General features: G+C 62.3%; 19 protein-coding genes. 14 read left to right on the plus strand and 5 right to left on the minus strand.

Annotated elements, in window-relative coordinates:
- Positions 1 to 43: 43 nt before the first annotated feature.
- Entirely contained in the window at positions 44 to 943 is a 900-nt protein-coding gene (locus AACQ95_RS21940) for a chemotaxis protein (RefSeq protein ID WP_042870112.1), read from the plus strand.
- 69 nt (positions 944 to 1,012) lie between these two features.
- A complete protein-coding gene (locus tag AACQ95_RS21945) occupies positions 1,013 to 1,996 on the plus strand; it encodes a hydrolase (RefSeq protein WP_241279966.1) in 984 nt (327 codons plus the stop codon).
- On the opposite strand, the gene AACQ95_RS21950 is transcribed toward AACQ95_RS21945, so the two are convergent.
- A complete protein-coding gene (locus AACQ95_RS21950; protein ID WP_241279967.1) occupies positions 1,978 to 3,129 on the minus strand; it encodes a GGDEF domain-containing protein in 1,152 nt (383 codons plus the stop codon). The two genes, AACQ95_RS21945 and AACQ95_RS21950, sit on opposite strands and share 19 nt — an antisense overlap.
- An 89-nt stretch (positions 3,130 to 3,218) precedes the next feature.
- Here AACQ95_RS21950 and AACQ95_RS21955 point away from each other — a divergent pair, with 89 nt between their 5' ends.
- On the plus strand, positions 3,219 to 3,461 hold the full coding sequence (locus AACQ95_RS21955) for a YheU family protein (RefSeq protein ID WP_042870108.1): 243 nt from the start codon (positions 3,219 to 3,221) through the stop codon (positions 3,459 to 3,461).
- A gap of 510 nt (positions 3,462 to 3,971) precedes the next feature.
- Here the strand turns inward: AACQ95_RS21955 and AACQ95_RS21960 are convergent.
- Entirely contained in the window at positions 3,972 to 5,318 is a 1,347-nt protein-coding gene (locus AACQ95_RS21960; protein ID WP_241279968.1) for a UDP-glucose dehydrogenase family protein, read from the minus strand.
- Between the two features lie 220 nt (positions 5,319 to 5,538).
- Between AACQ95_RS21960 and arnB the strand changes: the two genes are divergently transcribed.
- The 9 genes from arnB to AACQ95_RS22005 all read left to right on the plus strand — a co-directional run bounded on the left by arnB (position 5,539) and on the right by AACQ95_RS22005 (position 14,725).
- Positions 5,539 to 6,675, plus strand: a complete 1,137-nt coding sequence (gene arnB, locus AACQ95_RS21965; protein WP_241279969.1) for a UDP-4-amino-4-deoxy-L-arabinose aminotransferase — start codon at positions 5,539 to 5,541, stop codon at positions 6,673 to 6,675.
- A gap of 6 nt (positions 6,676 to 6,681) precedes the next feature.
- Entirely contained in the window at positions 6,682 to 7,659 is a 978-nt protein-coding gene (gene arnC, locus AACQ95_RS21970; protein ID WP_098980609.1) for an undecaprenyl-phosphate 4-deoxy-4-formamido-L-arabinose transferase, read from the plus strand.
- Positions 7,659 to 9,650, plus strand: a complete 1,992-nt coding sequence (arnA, locus tag AACQ95_RS21975) for a bifunctional UDP-4-amino-4-deoxy-L-arabinose formyltransferase/UDP-glucuronic acid oxidase ArnA (RefSeq protein WP_241279970.1) — start codon at positions 7,659 to 7,661, stop codon at positions 9,648 to 9,650. The genes arnC and arnA overlap by 1 nt, the downstream gene beginning before the upstream one ends.
- Positions 9,643 to 10,542, plus strand: coding sequence for a 4-deoxy-4-formamido-L-arabinose-phosphoundecaprenol deformylase (gene arnD / locus AACQ95_RS21980; RefSeq protein WP_241279971.1), 900 nt, complete (start codon positions 9,643 to 9,645; stop codon positions 10,540 to 10,542). The genes arnA and arnD overlap by 8 nt, the downstream gene beginning before the upstream one ends.
- A 121-nt stretch (positions 10,543 to 10,663) precedes the next feature.
- Positions 10,664 to 12,307: a lipid IV(A) 4-amino-4-deoxy-L-arabinosyltransferase gene (gene arnT / locus AACQ95_RS21985; protein ID WP_241279972.1), complete on the plus strand. Its 1,644-nt coding sequence runs from the start codon at positions 10,664 to 10,666 to the stop codon at positions 12,305 to 12,307.
- Positions 12,307 to 12,651, plus strand: a complete 345-nt coding sequence (locus tag AACQ95_RS21990; protein ID WP_043135091.1) for an EamA family transporter — start codon at positions 12,307 to 12,309, stop codon at positions 12,649 to 12,651. Before arnT ends, AACQ95_RS21990 begins: the two co-directional genes overlap by 1 nt.
- Positions 12,648 to 13,079 carry a 4-amino-4-deoxy-L-arabinose-phosphoundecaprenol flippase subunit ArnF gene (gene arnF / locus AACQ95_RS21995; RefSeq protein ID WP_043135092.1) on the plus strand — a complete coding sequence of 144 codons (432 nt, stop codon included), beginning with the start codon at positions 12,648 to 12,650 and terminating at the stop codon, positions 13,077 to 13,079. The genes AACQ95_RS21990 and arnF overlap by 4 nt, the downstream gene beginning before the upstream one ends.
- 227 nt (positions 13,080 to 13,306) lie before the next feature.
- The gene (locus AACQ95_RS22000; RefSeq protein WP_042870090.1) at positions 13,307 to 14,176 is read left to right on the plus strand and encodes a phosphoribulokinase; all 870 of its coding nucleotides are present in this window, start codon (positions 13,307 to 13,309) and stop codon (positions 14,174 to 14,176) included.
- A 15-nt stretch (positions 14,177 to 14,191) separates the two neighbouring features.
- On the plus strand, positions 14,192 to 14,725 hold the full coding sequence (locus AACQ95_RS22005) for a DUF4136 domain-containing protein (RefSeq protein WP_241279973.1): 534 nt from the start codon (positions 14,192 to 14,194) through the stop codon (positions 14,723 to 14,725).
- Between the two features lie 67 nt (positions 14,726 to 14,792).
- On the opposite strand, the gene AACQ95_RS22010 is transcribed toward AACQ95_RS22005, so the two are convergent.
- Positions 14,793 to 15,089, minus strand: coding sequence for an MliC family protein (locus tag AACQ95_RS22010; RefSeq protein WP_042870087.1), 297 nt, complete (start codon positions 15,087 to 15,089; stop codon positions 14,793 to 14,795).
- 49 nt (positions 15,090 to 15,138) lie between these two features.
- Positions 15,139 to 15,543 (minus strand): OsmC family protein, encoded by a 405-nt coding sequence (locus AACQ95_RS22015; protein ID WP_005311765.1) that lies wholly within the window; start codon positions 15,541 to 15,543, stop codon positions 15,139 to 15,141.
- Positions 15,544 to 15,853: 310 nt separating this feature from the next.
- On the opposite strand from AACQ95_RS22015, the gene crp reads away from it, so the two are divergent.
- Both crp and AACQ95_RS22025 read left to right on the plus strand, forming a co-directional pair.
- Positions 15,854 to 16,492, plus strand: a complete 639-nt coding sequence (gene crp, locus AACQ95_RS22020) for a cAMP-activated global transcriptional regulator CRP (RefSeq protein WP_042870085.1) — start codon at positions 15,854 to 15,856, stop codon at positions 16,490 to 16,492.
- 122 nt (positions 16,493 to 16,614) lie between these two features.
- Entirely contained in the window at positions 16,615 to 17,415 is an 801-nt protein-coding gene (locus AACQ95_RS22025) for a putative RNA methyltransferase (RefSeq protein ID WP_241279975.1), read from the plus strand.
- 61 nt (positions 17,416 to 17,476) lie between these two features.
- On the opposite strand, the gene AACQ95_RS22030 is transcribed toward AACQ95_RS22025, so the two are convergent.
- Entirely contained in the window at positions 17,477 to 19,399 is a 1,923-nt protein-coding gene (locus AACQ95_RS22030; RefSeq protein WP_277604434.1) for a glycoside hydrolase family 19 protein, read from the minus strand.
- Positions 19,400 to 19,445 lie beyond the last annotated feature (46 nt).

The raw sequence follows: 19,445 nt of genomic DNA on the forward strand, positions 1-19,445 counted from the left end.
GCCTGAATTGACTGATACCGTTTTGACTCACAGGACATCTGCCATGAAAAGCAAAGCCAACCAATCCCAGGGCATGTTGCTGTTTCATCTCTCGGCCAAACAATCCTTCGCCATCGGCACCCTCAAGGTGAAGGAGATAGTGCCTTACACCCAGCTCACGGCCATGCCGCACTCGCACCCGACCGTGCTCGGTGCCGCCAGCATGCGGGGCACCACAATCCCGGTGATCGACATGGCCATGGCGGTGGGCTATCGCCCGATCAGCAAGGAGGAGATGCCGAACTGCTTCATCATCATCACCGACTGCCGCCGTACCCTGGTGGGCTTTCTGGTGCGCGGCATCGACAAGATCACCGAGTGCAACTGGCGCGACATCGAATCCCCGCCCGCCGCGCTCGGCCATAACGTGTTCGTGACCGGGGTGACCCGGGTCAACGACCAGCTGATCCAGCTGCTGGACGTGGAGCTGATACTGTCGCGGGTCTACCCGGACGATCCCAGCCACCTCTACCCTGTACTGACCGACGTGCAGCGTGAGCGGATCAAGCCGATGCGGATCCTGCTGGTGGACGACTCCTCCGTCGCCCGCCGCCAGCTGATGGCGGCGCTGGACTACATCAACATCCCCTACGAGGTGTGCACCAACGGCAAGGATGCGCTGGCCCTGATGCAGGCTCGCGCCAGCCAGAAGACCCCCATAGATATCCTAGTGAGCGATATCGAGATGCCGGGGCTCGACGGCTACGAGCTGGCCTTCGAGGTACAGAGCGACGCGACGCTGGCGGGGGCCTACATCATATTGCACACCTCGCTCTCCAGCGAGATCAGCGTGGAGCGGGCCCACCAGGTGGGCGCCCACGAGGCGCTGACCAAGTTTGAGGCCAACGAACTGATCCAGGCCATGCTGCGCGGTGCCGAGCACCACGACAGCCTGCTGGCCTGACAAGCCGGCGAGAAGCCCCCCTTCTCGCCGCACTTTTTGACTGCCTTGATGCCTGTTTCGGACCCCATCATGCTCATAGAGAGTCACTTCCACGCCCCCTGGTGGGCGCGCAATCCCCATCTGCAAACCATATTGCCAAAGTGGCTGCGACGGGCGCCGGCCCGCTTCGTGGCCGAGCGCTTCGAGCTGGCGGACGGGGATTTCGTCGATCTTGCCTGGAGCGGCGACATCAGCCAGAACGCGCGGCCACTGATGGTGCTGTTTCACGGGCTGGAGGGGAGCATCCACTCCCACTATGCCAAGGGGTTGTTCGCCCATCTGCAACGACAGGGGGACGAAGCCGTGCTGATGCATTTTCGTGGCTGCAGCGGCGAGCCGAACCGTCTGCTGCAGGCTTATCACTCCGGCGCCATCGAGGATGCACAGGCGCTGATCGCCGAACTGGGCCGGCGCTTTCCCGGCAAGCCACTGATCGCCATCGGTTATTCGCTGGGGGGCAACATGCTGGTCAATCTACTGGCGCGGGCCTGCCCCCGTGAGCTGCAGGCGGCCGTGGTGATCTCGGCACCGCTGCGGCTGGACAGCTGCGCCGATCGGGTCAATCAGGGCTTCTCCCGGGTGTATCAGAGCTATCTGCTGCGCACCATGCGCGACAACCTGCAAAACAAGATCCGGCACCAGGCCGAGGCTGGCAAACGCTGGCAGCCACAGCAGGTGCAACAGATCGCCACCCTGCGCGACTTCGACGAGCAGGTCACGGCGCCGCTGCACGGCTTTGCCAGCGCCGACCACTACTACCAGCGCTGTTCCGGCCTGGGGCTGCTGGCCCGCATCCCCATTCCCACCCTGGTGATCCATGCCGCCGACGATCCCTTCATGACAGAAGCCGTGATCCCGCGGCCGGAGCAGCTCTCACCCATGGTGCGTTACGAGTTGAGCCGACGGGGCGGCCATGTGGGCTTCCTGCACGGCACGCCCTGGCGCCCCCGCTTCTGGCTGGAGGAGCGCATCAGCCAATGGGTGAAGGAGCAGACTCAGGGCGCGAGCAGGTAGCCGTTGCGCCCCGTCTCCTTGACCCGATAGAGCGCCTCGTCGGCCCGCACCAGCATGTCGGCAACCGACTCCTGCCCCCGCCACAAGGCTATGCCCTGACTCACAGTCACGCAGGGAGAGACCTCCGACAGGGCATGGGGAATGGCGCGCACGGCCAGGGCGGCAGCGATGCGCCCGGCAATCTGCCCGGCGATCCCGTCGTCGGCGCCGGGCAGCAGGATCACGAACTCCTCCCCGCCATAGCGAGCCACCACATCGGCCGGCTGCCGCACCGCCTCCCGCAGGCAATCGGCGACCGCGATCAGGCAGTTGTCCCCCTGCAGATGACCGTAGTGGTCGTTGAAACGTTTGAAGAAATCCACATCCAGCAGCAGGATGGCAAACTCGCCATGCCGCTGCTGCACCTCGGCCAGGATCTGCTCGCTGACCTTGGCAAAGTGACGCCGGTTGGCCAAGCCGGTCAGGGGATCCTGCTTGGCCATGCCATCGAGCTGACGGGCCAGCGCCAGGTTCTCATGCTCGCGAGACACCGCCAGCACGAACCAGCCGTTCAGCATGCGGCGCCCCGTCTCCAGCATGATGATGAGGCAGCCTACCGCCAGCCAGTGCACCGCAGGGAAAGGAACCTTGACGAACAAGGCCTCCAGCAACAAGAAAAGCAGGGGAGGCACACTGAAACAGTAAAACAGCCTCACCTCGCAATAGAGGGCCACCAGGGCCGTCATCAGCAGCAAGCTGATGAGATCGAAGGCCAGACTGAAGCCTCCCCTCAGCTCGATCAGGGCGATGGCGTAGCCGAGCAGCGCCCAGGCTATCCCCCACAGCAGGGCGCCAGCCCGCAGACAGAGCGGCCAGACGGTCAGGGGTTGATGGGACAGCCAGCGCCAGAACAGCGGAAACAGCAGGCAGACCAGGGTCATCAGGATAACCTGCACCTCGTAACTCCAGGGCAGCACGCGGGCGATCACCAGATGGGCATCGCGATAGACATAGAAGCGGGCAAGCAGGAACAGGATCGCCAGCTGGTTGACGGCCCAGAACCAGTGCAACCCCTTGCTCAGGGCCAGACGGCGTGACTCGCACAGGTGCTGATCGAAGTGGGTGGAGAGGCGGCGTTGTTCATCAGACAGCATGTGCACACCCGCTGACAGCCCCATAAATCCCTTGCGCTTGCTGGCAACAGATAGACAATATCCACTCTCTGGTAACTGAAGATGAACCCATGATTATCCCCTGGCAAGACTTGGACTCCGATACCCTCAACAGCCTGCTCGAGCACTTCGTACTGCGGGAAGGCACCGAGTACGGTGAGCATGATGTCAGTCTGGCTGACAAGGTCGACGATGTCAGACAACAGTTGCAACAAGGCCTGGCCGTGATCGTCTACAGCGAGCTGCACGAGAGCGTGAACATAGTGTCAAAGGCCACCCTCAGCAGCGCACCGGTGGACGATATACCGGAATAGCCCTGCCATTTCCATCCCAATCTGGGTCTTGCCAGCGCGACCCGCAGGATGGCGCCACGGACCCGACAGTTCCCGCCCCGGATCTGCGCATTTCCCGGATATAAAAATGGCCCGCCGAGTCATCGGAGGGCCATTTGGGGCAAATTATGTGCCTGGGCGGCGGAATTTATTCAGCGATCCCGGTTCTATTTTGAATGAATAGAGAGCCAGCCTTGATCACACCAAATAAAAATAGATGTCGTTCACGCTGATATAAACGGGTGTTCATGCTTCCCGGCTGGGCGGGAAAGTCCATAGCGGAAATATAATTAAGAAAAAGAGAATCTCATCACAATATTGCCGCAATATGACAAGACAATTCCCCCATATCAATACAGGGTTCATGTCCATCTATGGCTGGCCCGGCACCACCAGCCCCCATATTTTCAATCGATGGCAAGCAGAGTCCTGATGATAGGCAAATCACAGGTGTGCGATGCAATGGCGGGCGCTCATGTCGGCGCGCCCATCCTATTTCGTTACCGACTCGCCGCGACCAATGCCGTAGTAATGAAAACCATGCTCCTTCATGCGACCCGGATCAAACAGGTTGCGACCATCCACGATCAGCGGCCATGTCAGCGCCTGCTTGATGGCGACGAAGTTGGGGGCCTTGAAGTGGTTCCACTCGGTGCAGATCACCAGGGCATCCGCACCGAACAGGGCGGCCTCCTTGGTGCCCATCAGCCGCAGCTTGTCACAGTTGCCATAGAGGTGCTGGGCCTCCTGCATGGCCTCGGGATCATAGGCCTGCACAGTGGCACCGGCTTGCCAGAGCGCTTCCATCAGGGCCCGGCTCGGCGCCTCGCGCATGTCATCGGTATTGGGCTTGAACGCCAGCCCCCACAGGGCGATTGTCTTGCCGGACAGGGTCTCCCCTTCGGATCGGAAGAACTCTGACAGCAGCTGAAAAAGCCGCGATTTTTGCTGCTCATTGACCCGTTCCACCGCCCGGATCAGCGGCGTGTCATACTCCAGCTCCTGGGCCGTTGCCAGCAAGGCTTTGACATCCTTGGGAAAACAGGAGCCGCCATAGCCACAGCCAGGGTAGATGAACTGATAGCCGATACGCTGATCCGAGCCTATGCCCTGGCGCACCATCTCGATGTCGGCACCGACCCGCTCGGCCAATCCGGCCATCTCGTTGATGAAGCTTATCTTGGTAGCCAGCATGCAGTTGGCGGCGTACTTGGTCAGCTCGGCGCTGCGCACATCCATGAACAGGATGCGATCATGGTTGCGGTTGAACGGCTCGTAAAGCTCGCGCATCAGCTGGCGGGAGGCCTCGTTGCGGGTGCCGACCACGATGCGATCCGGCCGCAGGCAATCCTGGATGGCGGAGCCCTCCTTCAGAAACTCGGGGTTGGAGACCACATCGAAGGCAAAGGAAACATCCCGCTGCAGCAAGATGGCATTCACCCTGGCCGTCACCTTGTCGGCTGTGCCCACCGGTACGGTCGACTTGTTGACTATGACGACTGGGGTATCGCGATGCAGGGCTATGGTTTCGGCCACCGTCAGCACATGACTGAGGTCGGCGGAACCATCTTCCCCCGGCGGCGTACCGACCGCCAGAAATTGCACCTCGCCGTGTTTGACGGCCAGCACGGCATCCGTGGTAAACACCAGGGCACCGCTCTTGATATTGCGCTGAAGCAGGGCTTCCAGCCCGGGTTCATAGATGGGAACCTGGCCGGCCATCAATTCAGCCACCTTCTGTTCATCGACATCGACGCAGATAACCTGGTGGCCGACATCGGCCAGTACTGTGGCCTGGACCAGGCCCACGTAGCCACTTCCAAATACAGTAATATTCATATTGATACAACCAAAATGTCAGAGATGATGTAATTTGGAAAAACAAGAATCTGGGGGGTTATAAATATTTACCACATTACCTAAGATGACAGCATGAGTTAATTGTTACCAGCTGTTTCTGGCCCATTGCAGGCCCGCTTTTATATACGATATGTTGAGCATCATTTTTAGGGCTGCCCCGCCTGCTGGGCACTGATTAATATTCATTGTTGGATCGCTTATGCAAGATTTTCTGCCATTTTCGAGGCCCGCCATCGGCGATGCCGAGATAAGTGCTGTCTGTGAGGTGCTGAAATCGGGCTGGATCACTACCGGCCCGAAGAATCACGAGCTGGAGCAGCAATTCTGTGACACATTCGGCTGCCAGCATGCGGTCGCGCTCTGCTCTGCCACCGCCGGCATGCACGTCACCCTGATGGCGCTGGGGATAGGCCCGGGGGATGAGGTGATCACCCCCTCCCAGACCTGGGTTTCCACCATCAACATCATCACCCTGCTCGGCGCCGAGCCCGTCTTCGTCGACGTGGACAGGGACACGCTGATGACCAGCGCCGAGCTGATAGCGCCGCTCATCACCGCCAAGACCAAAGCCATCATACCGGTCCACTACGCCGGCGCCCCGGTCGATCTGGATCCGATCCTGGCGCTGGCCAGCCGACACGGCATTCCGGTCATCGAGGATGCGGCCCACGCGGTCGGCACCCGCTACCAGGAGCGCTGGATTGGCGCCACCGGCACCGCCATCTTCTCCTTCCATGCCATCAAGAACCTGACCTGCGCCGAAGGGGGCATGCTGGTGACCGATGACAAGGAATTGGCGGACAAGGCCCGCATGCTGAAGTTTCACGGGCTGGGGGTGGATGCCTTCGATCGCATGAGCCTGGGCCGCAAGCCGCAGGCGGAAGTGATCACCCCGGGCTTCAAGTACAACCTGGCCGACATCAACGCCGCCATCGCCCTGGTGCAACTGGCGCGCCTGCCCGAGCTCAATGCCAGACGGGCCGAGCTGGTGGCCCGCTATCAGGAAAAACTGGCCGGCCTGCCGCTGATGCCGCTCACCGTGCCCGCCTACTCCCATCTGCACGCCTGGCACCTGTTCATGGTACGGGTCGACCCCGAGCGCTGTGGTCTGGACCGGGATCGGCTGATGCAGGCGCTGCAGGAGCGCGGCATAGGCACAGGGCTGCACTTTAGGGCCGCCCATACCCAGAAATACTACCGCGAGCGCTACCCGACGCTCAGCCTGCCTCATACCGAGTGGAACTCATCGCGCCTGTGCACCCTGCCACTCTTCCCGGACATGACGCTGGCCGACGTTGACCGTGTGGTCGCGGCACTCATCGACATATTGGAGTAACGACACGTGAACAACACAGACATCAAGCTGGTTTCGGTGATCATCCCCGTCTACAACGAGGAGGCCAGCCTGCCCGTGCTGCTGAGCCGGGTCACGGCCGCCTGCGAGCTCCTGCCCCAGGATTACGAGGTGATCCTCATCGATGACGGCAGCCACGACGGCTCCACCGAAATCATCAGCGAGGCCGCCGCCAAAGACGGCAGCAAGCTGGTCGGGGTGCTGCTCAATCGCAACTATGGCCAGCATGCCGCCATCATGGCCGGCTTCGAGACCGCCAAGGGGGATCTGGTGATCACCCTGGATGCGGATCTGCAGAACCCGCCGGAGGAAATCCCCCGTCTGGTGGAGGCCGCCATGCAGGGTTATGACGTGGTGGGGACGGTGCGTCGCAACCGCCAGGACTCCTGGTTCCGCAAGACCGCCTCCCGCCTCATCAACAAATCGGTGCAAAGAGCCACCGGCGTGCACATGAGCGACTACGGCTGCATGCTGCGGGCCTACCGCCGCCACATCATAGACGCCATGCTCTGCTGCCAGGAGCGCAGCACCTTCATCCCCATCCTGGCCAACAGCTTCGCCCGTCGCACCATAGAACTGGAAGTCGGCCATGCCGAGCGGGCCCACGGGGAATCCAAATACGGCCTGATGCACCTCATCAACCTGATGTATGACCTGGTCACCTGCATGACAACCACCCCCCTGCGGCTGCTCAGCATAGTCGGCAGCGTGGTGGCGGGCATAGGTTTCACCTTCTCCATCCTGCTGATCCTGATGCGCTTCGTGATGGGCGCAGACTGGGCCGCCGATGGCGTCTTCACGCTCTTTGCCATTCTCTTCACCTTCGTCGGCGTACAGCTGCTGGGCATGGGGCTGCTGGGGGAATACATAGGCCGCATGTACACAGACGTGCGCGCCCGTCCCCGCTACTTCATCCATCAGGTCGTGCGCAGCGCCTCCACTCCTTCGCAACAGGAAGCTGAATAATGAAAGTTGTCGTCTTTGCTTATCACGATATCGGTTGTACCGGTATCGAGGCCCTGCTCGAGGCAGGCTACGAGATCCAGGCCGTCTTCACCCACGCCGACGATCCCGGCGAGAACCGCTTCTTCGGCTCGGTCGCCCAGCTCTGCGCCGAGCACGATCTGCCGGTCTACTCCCCTGAGGATGTCAACCATCCGCTCTGGGTCGAGCGCATCAAGGAGCTGGCGCCCCAGGCCCTCTTCTCCTTCTACTATCGCAACATGCTCAAGCAGGCGATCCTGGACATTCCGACCGTCGGTGCCTTCAACCTGCACGGCTCCCTGCTGCCCGCCTACCGCGGCCGCGCGCCCATCAACTGGTGTCTGGTCAACGGCGAGACCGAAACCGGCATCACGCTGCACCAGATGACGGCGCGGCCCGATGCCGGCGCCATCGTCGCCCAGCGGGCCGTCGAGATAAAAGACGCCGACACTGCGCTGACCCTGCACGGCAAGGTGCGCCTCGCCGCCAGGACCTTGCTGGAGGCCGAGCTGCCGAAACTGCGCGCCGGCGACATCTCGCTCACCCCGCAGGATGAGAGCAAGGCCAGTTACTATGGCCGTCGCACCCCGGCCGATGGCGAGCTGCACTGGGATAACCCGGCCCGGGCGCTCTACAACCTGGTGCGCGCCGTCACCCAGCCCTATCCGGGCGCCTTCAGCTTCGCCGGCGATCGCAAACTGACGGTGTGGAAGGCAAATCATCTCGAGCAGACCAGCGACAAGCTGCCCGGCACCATCCTCAGCCAGGATCCGCTGCGCATCGCCTGTGGTGAAGGGGTACTGGAAATCGTGGCCGGCCAGGCGGAAGGCGGCCTCTATGTGCGTGGCGCCCAGCTCGCCCGTGAACTGGGTCTGGTGGCCGGCATGCGGCTCGGCCCCAAGGCCAGCAATGCCCTGCGCAAGGAGCGGCTGACCCGGGTGCTGATCCTCGGGGTCAACGGCTTCATCGGCAACCACCTGACCGAGCGCCTGCTCAAGGATGGCCGTTACGAGGTCTATGGGCTGGATATAGGCGCCAGCGCACTGGAGCGCTTCATCGGCCACCCCAACTTCCATTTCGTGGAAGGGGACATCAGCATCCACACCGAGTGGATCGAGTATCACATCAAGAAGTGCGACGTGATCCTGCCGCTGGTGGCCATCGCCACCCCCATCGAATACACCCGCAACCCGCTGCGCGTGTTCGAGCTCGATTTTGAAGAGAACCTCAAGATCGTTCGCTACTGCGTGAAGTACAACAAGCGCATCATATTCCCCTCCACCTCAGAGGTGTACGGGATGTGCGACGATCACAGCTTCGATGAAGACGAATCCCGCCTCATCGTCGGCCCCATCAACAAGCAGCGCTGGATCTACTCCGTCTCCAAGCAGCTGCTGGATCGGGTGATCTGGGCCTATGGCAAGAAAGAGGGTCTGAGCTTCACGCTGTTCCGTCCCTTCAACTGGATGGGCCCGCGCCTCGACAGCCTGGACTCCGCCCGCATCGGCAGCTCCCGCGCCATCACCCAGCTGATCCTGAACCTGGTGGACGGCACCCCGATCCAGCTGGTAGATGGCGGCGCCCAGAAGCGCTGCTTCACCGACATAGAGGACGGCATCGAGGCCCTGTTCCGCATCATAGAGAACAAGGGCAACCGCTGTGATGGCCAGATCATCAACATCGGCAGCCCGGACAACGAGGCCAGCATCCAGCAGATGGCCGAGGTGCTGCTCACCAAGTTCGAGGCACACCCGCTGCGCCACCACTTCCCGCCGTTTGCCGGCTTCAAGATGGTGGAGAGCAAGTCCTTCTACGGCGATGGCTATCAGGATGTCTCCCACCGTCGTCCGAGCATCAAGAATGCCCGCCGCCTGATCGACTGGGAACCGACCATCGAAATGGAAGAGACCATAGGCAAGACCCTGGACTTCTTCCTGCAAGGGGCGGTCACCACGGGAGTCGAGCATGATTGATGTGGGTCTGCGGATCGACGTTGATACCTTCAGGGGGACCCGTGACGGGGTTCCCCGCTTGCTGCAACTGCTCGACAAGCATCAGGTCAAGGCCAGCTTCTTCTTCTCGGTCGGCCCCGACAACATGGGGCGCCACCTGTGGCGCCTGCTCAAACCCCGCTTTTTGCTGAAGATGCTGCGCTCCAACGCAGCATCCCTCTATGGGCTGGACATACTGCTGGCCGGCACCGCCTGGCCCGGCAAGTCCATCGGCAAGCAGCTGGGCTCCCTGATGCGCGACACCGACAGCGCCCGCCACGAGGTGGGGCTGCACGCCTGGGATCACCACGGCTGGCAGGCCAACACAGGACGCTGGGGCGAGGCCGAACTGATCCGCCAGACCCGGCTCGGGGTGGATGCGCTCAACCAGATCCTGGGACGGGAGGTGGACTGCTCCGCCGCCGCCGGCTGGCGGGCAGACCCGCTCACCACCCAGGCCAAGGAACATTTCGGCTTTCGCTACAACAGCGACTGTCGCGGCAGCGGCCTGTTTCGGCCCCTGCTGCAGGATGGGCGGCTCGGTACGCCGCAGATCCCGGTCAATCTGCCCACCTTCGATGAAGTGGTCGGCCCTGAGGTGACGGCGGCGCAGTTCAACGCTTTCATCCTGGGCAGGCTCTGCACGCCGCCGCAGGTGGCGCCTCACGTCTACACCATTCACGCAGAGGTGGAAGGCATCGTCATGGCCGAGCAGTTCGATGCCCTGCTCGGCGAAGCCAGGGAGCGCGGCATCCGCTTTGTTCCGCTGGGGGATCTGTTACCATCCGACTCCGGTCAGCTGGGCGCCGGGCGGCTGGTACGCGGCACCCTGCCAGGGCGAGAGGGCTGGCTTGGCTGCAAGGCAGACGCATAGACCAGACACAACAAGTCAGGCCACCAGACAGTGGCAGGATGAACCATGACGCAGCACATCGGGCCCCTGAGGGCGGCATGATGAACCATTGCGCTCACCACACAATGCTACAGAGGATGTCATGACGTTGACCAAGTGGGCCCTGCCCCTGTTCTTTCTCTTCTTTTACCTGCTGCCGCTCGACCAGCGGCCGCTATGGAGCCCCGACGAGAACCGCTACGCCGAGATAAGCCGGGAGATGGTGAGTACAGGAGACTGGGTCGTGCCCCACTTCCTGGGCTTGCGCTACTTCGAGAAGCCCATCGCCGGCTACTGGTTCAACAGCATCAGCCAGCAGCTGTTCGGTGACACCAACTTCGCCGTGCGTTTCGCCTCGGCCGCCGCCACCGGCCTGAGCGCCGTGCTGATCTTCTGGTTCGCGCTGCAGCTCTGGCAGTGCCGGCGCAAGGCCTTCCTCGCCAGCCTCATCTATCTGTCGCTGTTGATCGTCTACGGCATAGGCACCTACAGCGTGCTCGATGCCATGGTCACCCTCTGGCTCAACGCGGCCATGGTCAGCTTCTACATCATCCGCAAGGAGGGATCGCTGCGCAGCCGGATCGGCGGCTACCTGCTGTTCGGCCTCGCCTGCGGCATGGGCTTTCTCACCAAGGGCTTCATCGCCCTGGCGGTGCCCGTCATCGTCATAGTACCCTACGTCCTCTATCAGCGCCGTCTGCTCGAGCTGGTGCGCTTCGGGCCGCTGGCCATCCTGAGCGCGGTCCTGCTGACCGCTCCCTGGGCCATCGCAGTGCACCTGCGCGAGCCCGACTACTGGCACTACTTCTTCTGGATTGAACACATACAGCGCTTCGCGGCGGACAACGCCCAGCACAAGGCGCCGTTCTGGTACTACCTGCCCATGGGGCTACTCGGCACCCTGCCCTGGCTCGGCCTGCTGCCAGGTGCTCTGCGCAAGGGCTGGCAGGATCGCAAGATAAGCCCTGAGACCCTCTATCTGCTGGCCTGGGTCATCTTGCCGTTCCTCTTCTTCAGCATCGCCAAGGGCAAGCTGCTCACCTACATTCTGCCCTGCTTCGCCCCGCTGGCCATGCTGATGGCCGCCAGCGCCGTCGACCTGCTCAAGGAAGGTAAAGAGCGAGCTTTCAGGGTCAATGCCTGGCTGAACGGCCTGTTCGGCCTCATCTGCCTGGCGGTGCTCGCCGTGCTGGCCTTCTCCCCCAGCCACGCCGTCTACGGCGAAGAGGATCATGGGGCGCTGGCGGTGGCCATGGTCATCTTCGCCGGCTGGGCTCTGCTTGGTTTCATCCAGTTGAAGGATGTCAGCCGCCGCTGGACCCTGAGCGCGCTCTGCCCCATGGTGCTGGCCATAGGCCTGCCCTGGGCGCTGCCGCAGTCCCTGATCGACTCCAAGCTGCCGGAGCGCTTCATCGAGGCCAACCAGGCCGTGCTGATGCAGTCCACCACCCTGCTGGCCAACGATGTGGGGCTGGCCTCCTCCCTCGCCTGGGAAACCCGGCGCAGCGAGATCACCCTGTTCGACAGCAAGGGCGAGGTGCATTACGGCCTGGGCTACCCGGATGCCGAGGGGCGCTACGTGGCGCGCGCCGACTTCCCTGCCTTGCTGGCAGAGGCGCGTAAAAAAGGTCAGGTAGCCCTGTTGATGAAGACGGATCGGGACGGCAACACGGGCCCCGTGCCCCCCGCTGACGAGACGATCGTGAGTCATCGGCTGACCCTGCTGATCTACCACGGGGTCCAGTGATGGACATACTGCTGCTGCTGCTGGTATGCCTGCTGACCTGCGGCGGTCAGATGCTGCAAAAGCAGGCGGTCATCAGCTGGCAGCGTCAGCCCTGCAGCCACTGGCAGAAGCTGTTGTCACCCTGGCTGATCGCCAGCGTGGCGGCCCTCGGCAGCGGCATGCTGCTCTGGATCTACCTGTTGCAGCGGCTGCCGCTGAGCATGGCCTACCCCATGCTCAGCATCAATCTGGTGCTGGTGCTGATAGGCTCGCGGCTGTTCTTTCACGAGCAGATCACCTATCACAACTGGCTGGGGGCTGGCGCCATCATCATTGGCGCCCTCTTGCTGGGAGGCTTGCTATGAGTGGGGTTGGCAAAGCACCTGAGGTGACGGGGAAGCCCGCGCTCAAGGGCTATCTCTATGTGCTCGGCAGCATACTGCTGGTGACCCTGGCCCAGCTCGGCATGAAGTGGGGGGTGATCCAGTTGCCCGCCTGGCAGGCGGATCTCGCCGTCATGCTGGCCCACCCGCTGCCGCTGCTGGTCATCCTCGCCGGGGTGGGCTGCTACGCCCTGTCGCTGCTCTGCTGGCTGGCGGCGCTGCATTCCACCCCGCTCAACATCGCCTATCCCCTGCTCAGCACCAGCTATGCGCTGGTCTATCTGCTGGCGGTCAGCATACCGAGCTTTGCCGAATCGCTGGAGCCGGGCAAGGCGGTGGGGGTGATCTTCATCCTGCTGGGGGCCGTGCTGGTGGGAATAAAACCGGCGAGCAAGCAAGGCGCCAGCTAGCCCCGGCTATACGAAACGACGGCTCGTCTCCCGCCATCTCGACCAGGGCTGCATCGTCAGCCCTTTTTTTGTGGCGCGACTCCCCCTGCGCTCATCCTTCATCACTGAGTACCCGGTGACAAGTGTCACGCCAGGCTGCCTGTTGCAAGAGAGTACCGACAAGCGGCGCACTTGACCGCACTCGGAACATGCCTTTATAACGGAACTCCCAAGGAAGAGAGAATTCTATGTCGGCCAAGCATCCCATCATTGCGGTTACCGGTTCGTCCGGTGCCGGCACCTCCACCTCCACCAACGCCTTTCGCTCCATGTTTCATCAGCTGGGGTACAAAGCGGCGGTGGTGGAAGGGGACAGTTTTCATCGCTACACCCGACCGGAAATGGACGTGGCGATCCGCAAGGCGCGCGAACAGGGGCGCCACATCAGCTATTTCGGCCCCGAGGCCAACGACTTCGGCTTGCTGGAGAGCTTCTTTCAGGAGTACGGCCAGAACGGCAGCGGCCAGTATCGGCGCTACCTGCACAGTTTTGACGAGGCGGTGCCCTTCAACCAGATGCCGGGCACCTTCACCCCCTGGCAAAACCTGTCAGCCGACACAGACCTGCTGTTCTATGAGGGGCTGCACGGCGGCGTGGTCACCGAGGATCACAACGTGGCCCGCCACGTGGACTTTCTCATCGGCGTTGTGCCCATCGTCAACCTGGAGTGGATCCAGAAGCTCATTCGCGACACCTCGGAGCGCGGTCATTCGCGCGAGGCGGTGACCGATTCGATCGTCCGCTCCATGGACGACTACATCAACTTCATCACACCGCAGTTTTCCCGCACCCACATCAACTTCCAGCGGGTGCCGACCGTGGATACCTCGAACCCCTTCAGTGCCAAGGTGATCCCGAGTCTGGACGAGAGTATGCTGGTGATACGGTTTCGTGGCATCAAGCAGGTGGACTTCCCCTACCTGCTGTCGATGATAGATGGCGCCTTCATGTCACGGATGAACACCATAGTGGTCCCGGGTGGCAAGATGGGCTTCGCGATGGAGCTGATCCTGCGCCCGCTGATCCAGCAACTGCTCGAAACCGGCAAGATCACCTGAGCCAAGGAGTTTATGATGCGGTTAGCGTTTCTCTCTGTGGTATTGGCCGCCCTGCTGGGCGGTTGCAGCAGCGGCCCCGCCGCCCCGACCGTCGAGTCGGGCACCATGGTGGTGCGACCGGCGGCCAGCTGGCCGTTCGGGGCGACGCCGCGCTACGCGCTGGCCGAGCAGTTCCAGTATGCGGGTGACAGTGCCGAGGGCTGGCTGGAGCCGGTGCAGCAGGCGGTCAACCAGGAGCTGGGCAGCAAGGGCTGGCAGAGCGTGCCGCTCGCCGAGGCCGATGTCTGGGTCGCCATCGGCGTCGCGGGCAGCAAGGATCTGAGCGATGGCGAGATCTTCGCCCGCCTCGGCATGACGCCCGGGCTGCAGGCCAAGGCCGGCGATCGCAAGGGCACCCTGGCCATAGTGCTGCTCGACCGGCGTACCCAGCAGGCGGTGTGGAGCAGCGCCATCTCCCTCGCCAGCGACGTGGCCATCGCCGAAGGGGAGCGTCAGCAACTGAGCCAGCAACTGGCCAGCCAGATGCTGAACGCCCTGCCGACCCGCTGATACGACGCCCTTCCCCATAAAACAAAACGGCCTGCGCGAGCAGGCCGTTGCGATCACACCATGACGATCACTTGCGCTGACAGGTCAGCAGGGTCACCCCTTTCTGCGTGAGGAGGGCCTGCTTTTCCTGATTCCAGAAGGTGGTGACACCGTCGGAATACTTGGCACCGGATTCCGCCTCCACCCGGCCCAGCTTGTGATACACGCCGGCATAGGGGAACTGCACCATGTCGGCCTGGGCATCATAGGTCACGGCCAACAACTCTTCCCCGCACTGGTACTGGCTGTACTGGTACTGGGTCGGTTGCGGCATGCTGCAGGCCGCCAGCCCCAGCAGGGGAAGTAACACGATCATGTTTTTCATTGCACTTTCCTTATGTCATGGTGTTATTCAATCGGAAGAGTCACGGCTATCAGGCTTCAAGAATTTGATAACTATGGGTAATTTCTACCGCTTTTTCCAACATCAGGGAAACGGAACAGTACTTTTCCATCGACAGATCCACGGCGCGGGCCACCTGTTTCTCCGCCAGCCCCTTGCCGGTCACGACGAAGTTGAGGTGGATCTTCTCGAATACCCGCGGCACCGACTCCACTCGCTGCCCTTCCAGCTCCACATGGCAAGCGGTCACGGATTGACGCGCCTTCTCCAAGATGGAGACCACGTCGATCGAGCTGCAACCGCCTACCGCCAGCAGGATCATCTCCATCGGGCTGGCACCTTCGCCGGGGTTGGCGCCGTCCAGGGTCACCTGATGACCGGACTCACTCTCGCCGACAAACTTCATGCCTTCCACCCAGCTGACCTTGGCTTTCATCTCACATTTCCTCTTATATGACGACAGATCTGACTGACATAGCATACCCCAGACGGAGCTGCAGCGGCACATGTCAGCCATTTTCGCGAACTTGCAGGCGAACTAGATCAAAATCAACATCTGATGCCGCCATCTTCCCTAAAATGGGCGGGATAGCGCAGCAGGCAACAAGGGGATCTGGCAAAAGCCCTCAAAGCCTTGTCAGCACAGACAAAGGCTCTTATCCTACTGCGACTAATACAAGGAATGGCAAGGTTGGCAGCTTGCCCGGACGCACGAGTCCATAAAAAGACACTACAGAGGAATTCTCATGGTCATTGGCAAACCGCAAAGCGATCCCACCCTGGAATGGTTCTTGTCGCACTGCCACATTCATAAGTATCCCGCCAAGAGCACCCTGATCCATGCGGGTGAGAAAGCGGAAACCCTCTACTACATCGTCAAGGGCACTGTGGCCGTCTTGATCAAGGACGATGAAGGCAAGGAGATGATCCTCTCCTATCTGAACCAGGGCGACTTCCTGGGCGAGATGGGCATGTTCGAGGAGAGCGAGAATCCGGAGCGTTCCGCCTGGGTGCGCGCCAAGGGCTCCTGTGAAGTAGCCGAGATCTCCTACAAGAAGTTCCGTCAGCTGATCCAGGTCAATCCGGAAATCCTGATGCGTCTCTCCGGTCAGATGGCGACTCGACTGCAGCACACCAGTCAGAAAGTCGGCAACCTGGCCTTCCTGGACGTCACCGGCCGGATCGCCCAGACCCTGCTCAATCTGGCCAAACAGCCGGATGCCATGACCCACCCGGATGGCATGCAGATCAAGATCACCCGTCAGGAGATAGGCCAGATCGTTGGCTGCTCCCGCGAAACCGTAGGCCGGATCCTCAAGATGCTCGAAGAGCAGGAGCTGATCTCCGCCCACGGCAAGACCATAGTGGTGTTTGGCACCCGCTGACAGGGTTCCCTGACGGCTCAGCACAGGGCCGTTGGATAAAAAAGGCTGCCACGGCAGCCTTTTCTGATCGTCTCCCCTATAATCCTGCACGCCCTTCCCCGGCCTCAACCAAGCGAGTGTGTATGCATCTTCAATGTCCCCTTTGCCGCAGTCCCCTGCATCTTCACGAAGCATCCCGCGGGGTCTATTGCGACAACAAGCACCATTTCGATCCGGCTCCAGAAGGCTATCTGGATCTCATTCCCGGCAAGAAGAACCCCAAGGACAGTGACAGCCGCGCCCTGATGCGCGCCAAGCGCAACTTCCTGGAACAGGGTCACCAGGCGCCGCTGGTGGATGCCATGGCGGCCATGCTCGCCCCGCTCGGCCCCCGCGAGCTGATCCACCTGGGTTGCGGCGAAGGCTACTACTGCCGCGCCCTGGCCGAGCGCCTGCCGGGCTGGCAATTTGCCGGCGTCGACATCGCCAAGAACACCATCTTCGCCGCCAACAAGGCGCAGCCGGACGCTCAGTTCGTCATCGCCGATCCGGCCCGCGCCCCTATCCTGCCGGGTACGGCCCAGGTGCTGCTGGTCAACGACCTCAAGGTCAAGACCGAACAGCTGGTCAGCTGGCTGGCACCGGGTGGTTACCTGCTCTACCTGCAACCGGGCCCGCGCCACCAGTGGCAGCTGAGGGTCAGCCTCAACCCGGTGAGCATGGAACACCCCCTCAGCTGGCCCACCCTCGGCGGTCTCACCCCCCTGGGCCAGGAGCGTTGCCAGTTCGCCATGACCATGGATCAGTCCCTGCGCAGCTTCATCCTGGAAACCAGCCGCCTCGGCTGGCGCGCCAGCGGGGAACAGCGCCACGCCTTTACCCAGCAGGGACCGGACGAGCTGGAACAGGATCTGCTGCTGAGCCTGTGGCAGAAGCCGCTCTGATGGCGCGTCCTCCCATGAAAAAAGGCCCTGACGGGCCTTTTTTATTGAACGAGTACAGACGTCACAGCTTGATCCAGGCATCCCCCCAGGCCGTGCCCTTGCCGGGCTCATAAGCCCAGGCAGCGCCCGCGCACCAGCCGGTGTAGGGGTGCGGCTTGCACTGGTAGTTGCCGCCCAGGTTGCTCACCTTGTCCCCCGCCTTGTAGGCCGTACCGGCTTTGTAGGGCGGGTTGCCATCGGGCGGCGTGGTACCGCCGCTGCCCTTGATCAGGATCTCGTGGGCCGCACTGCGGCTGAGCCCCTTCTCGTCGGTCACCTTGAGCACGAAGCCGTAGCGGGTGTCGCTGACCGGGGTAGCCGGCAGGGTGGCACTCAGGGTGGACTGGCTCAGATCCGAGGCGCTGGCCCCGGCGGGCAGGGTCCAGGCATAGCCGAGCGGCTTGCCTTCCGGATCGCTCGACCCCTGGCCGGAGAGCAGCACGGTCGCACCGCCCAGCGCCTCGCTCGGGCCGCTGATATTGGCCACCGGCGGCAGGTTGGTGCCACCGCCGTTGTCCTCTATCACCACCTCGGGGAAGAAGTGCTGCACGCACTGGCTGTAGTCCCGCGCCTTGAAGGCACTGAAGCGGGTCTGGTAGCCCACCAGCTTGCAGGCGTAGCTCTTGCCGCCGTTGGGGTTGCCCGGCACATAGCTCCAGTCGTTCTCCCAATAGATGGGCAGGGCGCCGGCGCCTGCCTCGTCAAAGTACTTCATATTCTTGCAACCGAGCACCTCGTCTGCCGGCACGGGTACCCCCAGATACTGGGCCTGGGCCTGGTAGTAATTGATGCGGTTCTGGGACTGGGCGTGCTCGGCCGCGCCGCCGCACTCCACCCCGCCGTTGATGATCTGGGTGGTGACCCCGAAGCCCGGCACCAGGCCGTTCTGCCTGTCATGGGCATTGGGCTGCCAGGTGCCGTCGATCACATGCAGCATGGAGGGCTTGGGCGGCTGCGGATAGACGAAGAAGAAGACGGCGCTGGCGAGGTTGAGCCAGGTGTCCGCCACTTTCTCCGGGTTGTCCAACAGGGTACGCACTGTGCCGAACATGGCCTCGGAGAAGGGACCGTAGTTGTAGTTGTACGACAGCTGCTTGGCGCCACGACCGAAGTAGCTCTTGAACTCGCCATTCTCGAACTTGCCGCACGGCCACTGCTGGCCCTGCCACACATCCGGCCGACACTCGGCGTTGTAACCGCCGCGCATCTGCTCGGTCCAGCCCATCTCCCGCACCCACACCAGCCCCTGGCGCCACTCGGGCTCGGGCCGCCAGCTCTCGTGGCCGCCGGTCTCCTGGGCGAAGTGGGCGAACATGGTGGCCAGCGACTTGCGGCAGATGGCCTCGGCGTTGCGCCCGTCGCTGTAGTCGCCGCAGAAGGCCGGGAACTTGGCCACCGCCTGCAAGAAGCCGCGATAGGTGTATTCCGGGGCCCGCAGCGGGAACAGGAAGTTGAACTGCGACTCGCTGATCAACCCCTCGACCCGCTTGACGTTGGCGGGATTGAGCGGCAACCCTGGGGCCACCGCCTCGACCACGGCGTTGTCACGGGTCGCGATGGAGGCCTTGACTGCCGCCATGGCCGGGAAGTCGGTGAGCGCTTTCTCCTTGGCATCCAGCTCGCTCTGGCTCAGGTAGACGGGCGAGCCTTCGGTGGCACCGCTGCCCCCCTCCACCGGAGGCGTGATGCCAGCGCCGCCATCGGGCGGGGTCGCCTCGCCGTCACCCATCAGGGCCCACGGAGAGTCCCACTCGTTGGCGACCTGCAGCCCAGGGCTCTGGCCCGGATTGGCGTACCACTTGGCTTCATAGATTTTGCCGTTGAAACTGACCTGGCTGCCGCCACCGTATCCCTGATTGATGTCATACAGGGCGGCGGCCCACAGCTGACCGCTCAGACAGAGTCCGGCCAGCAGGCTGGCCACAGAGGACTTTCTTATCATCATCTTTACCTCTTGCTAGATAAAAGGCGGGGCTTGGCCCCCGCCAGTG

The organism is Aeromonas sp. MR19 (genome assembly GCF_963899305.1).
GTDB classification, from domain to species: domain Bacteria; phylum Pseudomonadota; class Gammaproteobacteria; order Enterobacterales; family Aeromonadaceae; genus Aeromonas; species Aeromonas bestiarum.

Coding starts and splice junctions, on each gene's coding strand:
- AACQ95_RS22000 (WP_042870090.1), top strand. CDS start 13,307: ATGTCGGCCAAGCATCCCATCATTGCGGTTACCGGTTCGTCCGGTGCC.
- AACQ95_RS22005 (WP_241279973.1), top strand. CDS start 14,192: ATGCGGTTAGCGTTTCTCTCTGTGGTATTGGCCGCCCTGCTGGGCGGT.
- AACQ95_RS22015 (WP_005311765.1), bottom strand. CDS start 15,543: ATGAAAGCCAAGGTCAGCTGGGTGGAAGGCATGAAGTTTGTCGGCGAG.
- arnD (WP_241279971.1), top strand. CDS start 9,643: ATGATTGATGTGGGTCTGCGGATCGACGTTGATACCTTCAGGGGGACC.
- arnT (WP_241279972.1), top strand. CDS start 10,664: ATGACGTTGACCAAGTGGGCCCTGCCCCTGTTCTTTCTCTTCTTTTAC.
- AACQ95_RS21990 (WP_043135091.1), top strand. CDS start 12,307: ATGGACATACTGCTGCTGCTGCTGGTATGCCTGCTGACCTGCGGCGGT.
- AACQ95_RS21960 (WP_241279968.1), bottom strand. CDS start 5,318: ATGAATATTACTGTATTTGGAAGTGGCTACGTGGGCCTGGTCCAGGCC.
- arnA (WP_241279970.1), top strand. CDS start 7,659: ATGAAAGTTGTCGTCTTTGCTTATCACGATATCGGTTGTACCGGTATC.
- AACQ95_RS21945 (WP_241279966.1), top strand. CDS start 1,013: ATGCTCATAGAGAGTCACTTCCACGCCCCCTGGTGGGCGCGCAATCCC.
- arnB (WP_241279969.1), top strand. CDS start 5,539: ATGCAAGATTTTCTGCCATTTTCGAGGCCCGCCATCGGCGATGCCGAG.
- AACQ95_RS22025 (WP_241279975.1), top strand. CDS start 16,615: ATGCATCTTCAATGTCCCCTTTGCCGCAGTCCCCTGCATCTTCACGAA.
- AACQ95_RS21955 (WP_042870108.1), top strand. CDS start 3,219: ATGATTATCCCCTGGCAAGACTTGGACTCCGATACCCTCAACAGCCTG.
- AACQ95_RS22010 (WP_042870087.1), bottom strand. CDS start 15,089: ATGAAAAACATGATCGTGTTACTTCCCCTGCTGGGGCTGGCGGCCTGC.
- AACQ95_RS21940 (WP_042870112.1), top strand. CDS start 44: ATGAAAAGCAAAGCCAACCAATCCCAGGGCATGTTGCTGTTTCATCTC.
- arnF (WP_043135092.1), top strand. CDS start 12,648: ATGAGTGGGGTTGGCAAAGCACCTGAGGTGACGGGGAAGCCCGCGCTC.
- crp (WP_042870085.1), top strand. CDS start 15,854: ATGGTCATTGGCAAACCGCAAAGCGATCCCACCCTGGAATGGTTCTTG.
- AACQ95_RS22030 (WP_277604434.1), bottom strand. CDS start 19,399: ATGATGATAAGAAAGTCCTCTGTGGCCAGCCTGCTGGCCGGACTCTGT.
- AACQ95_RS21950 (WP_241279967.1), bottom strand. CDS start 3,129: ATGCTGTCTGATGAACAACGCCGCCTCTCCACCCACTTCGATCAGCAC.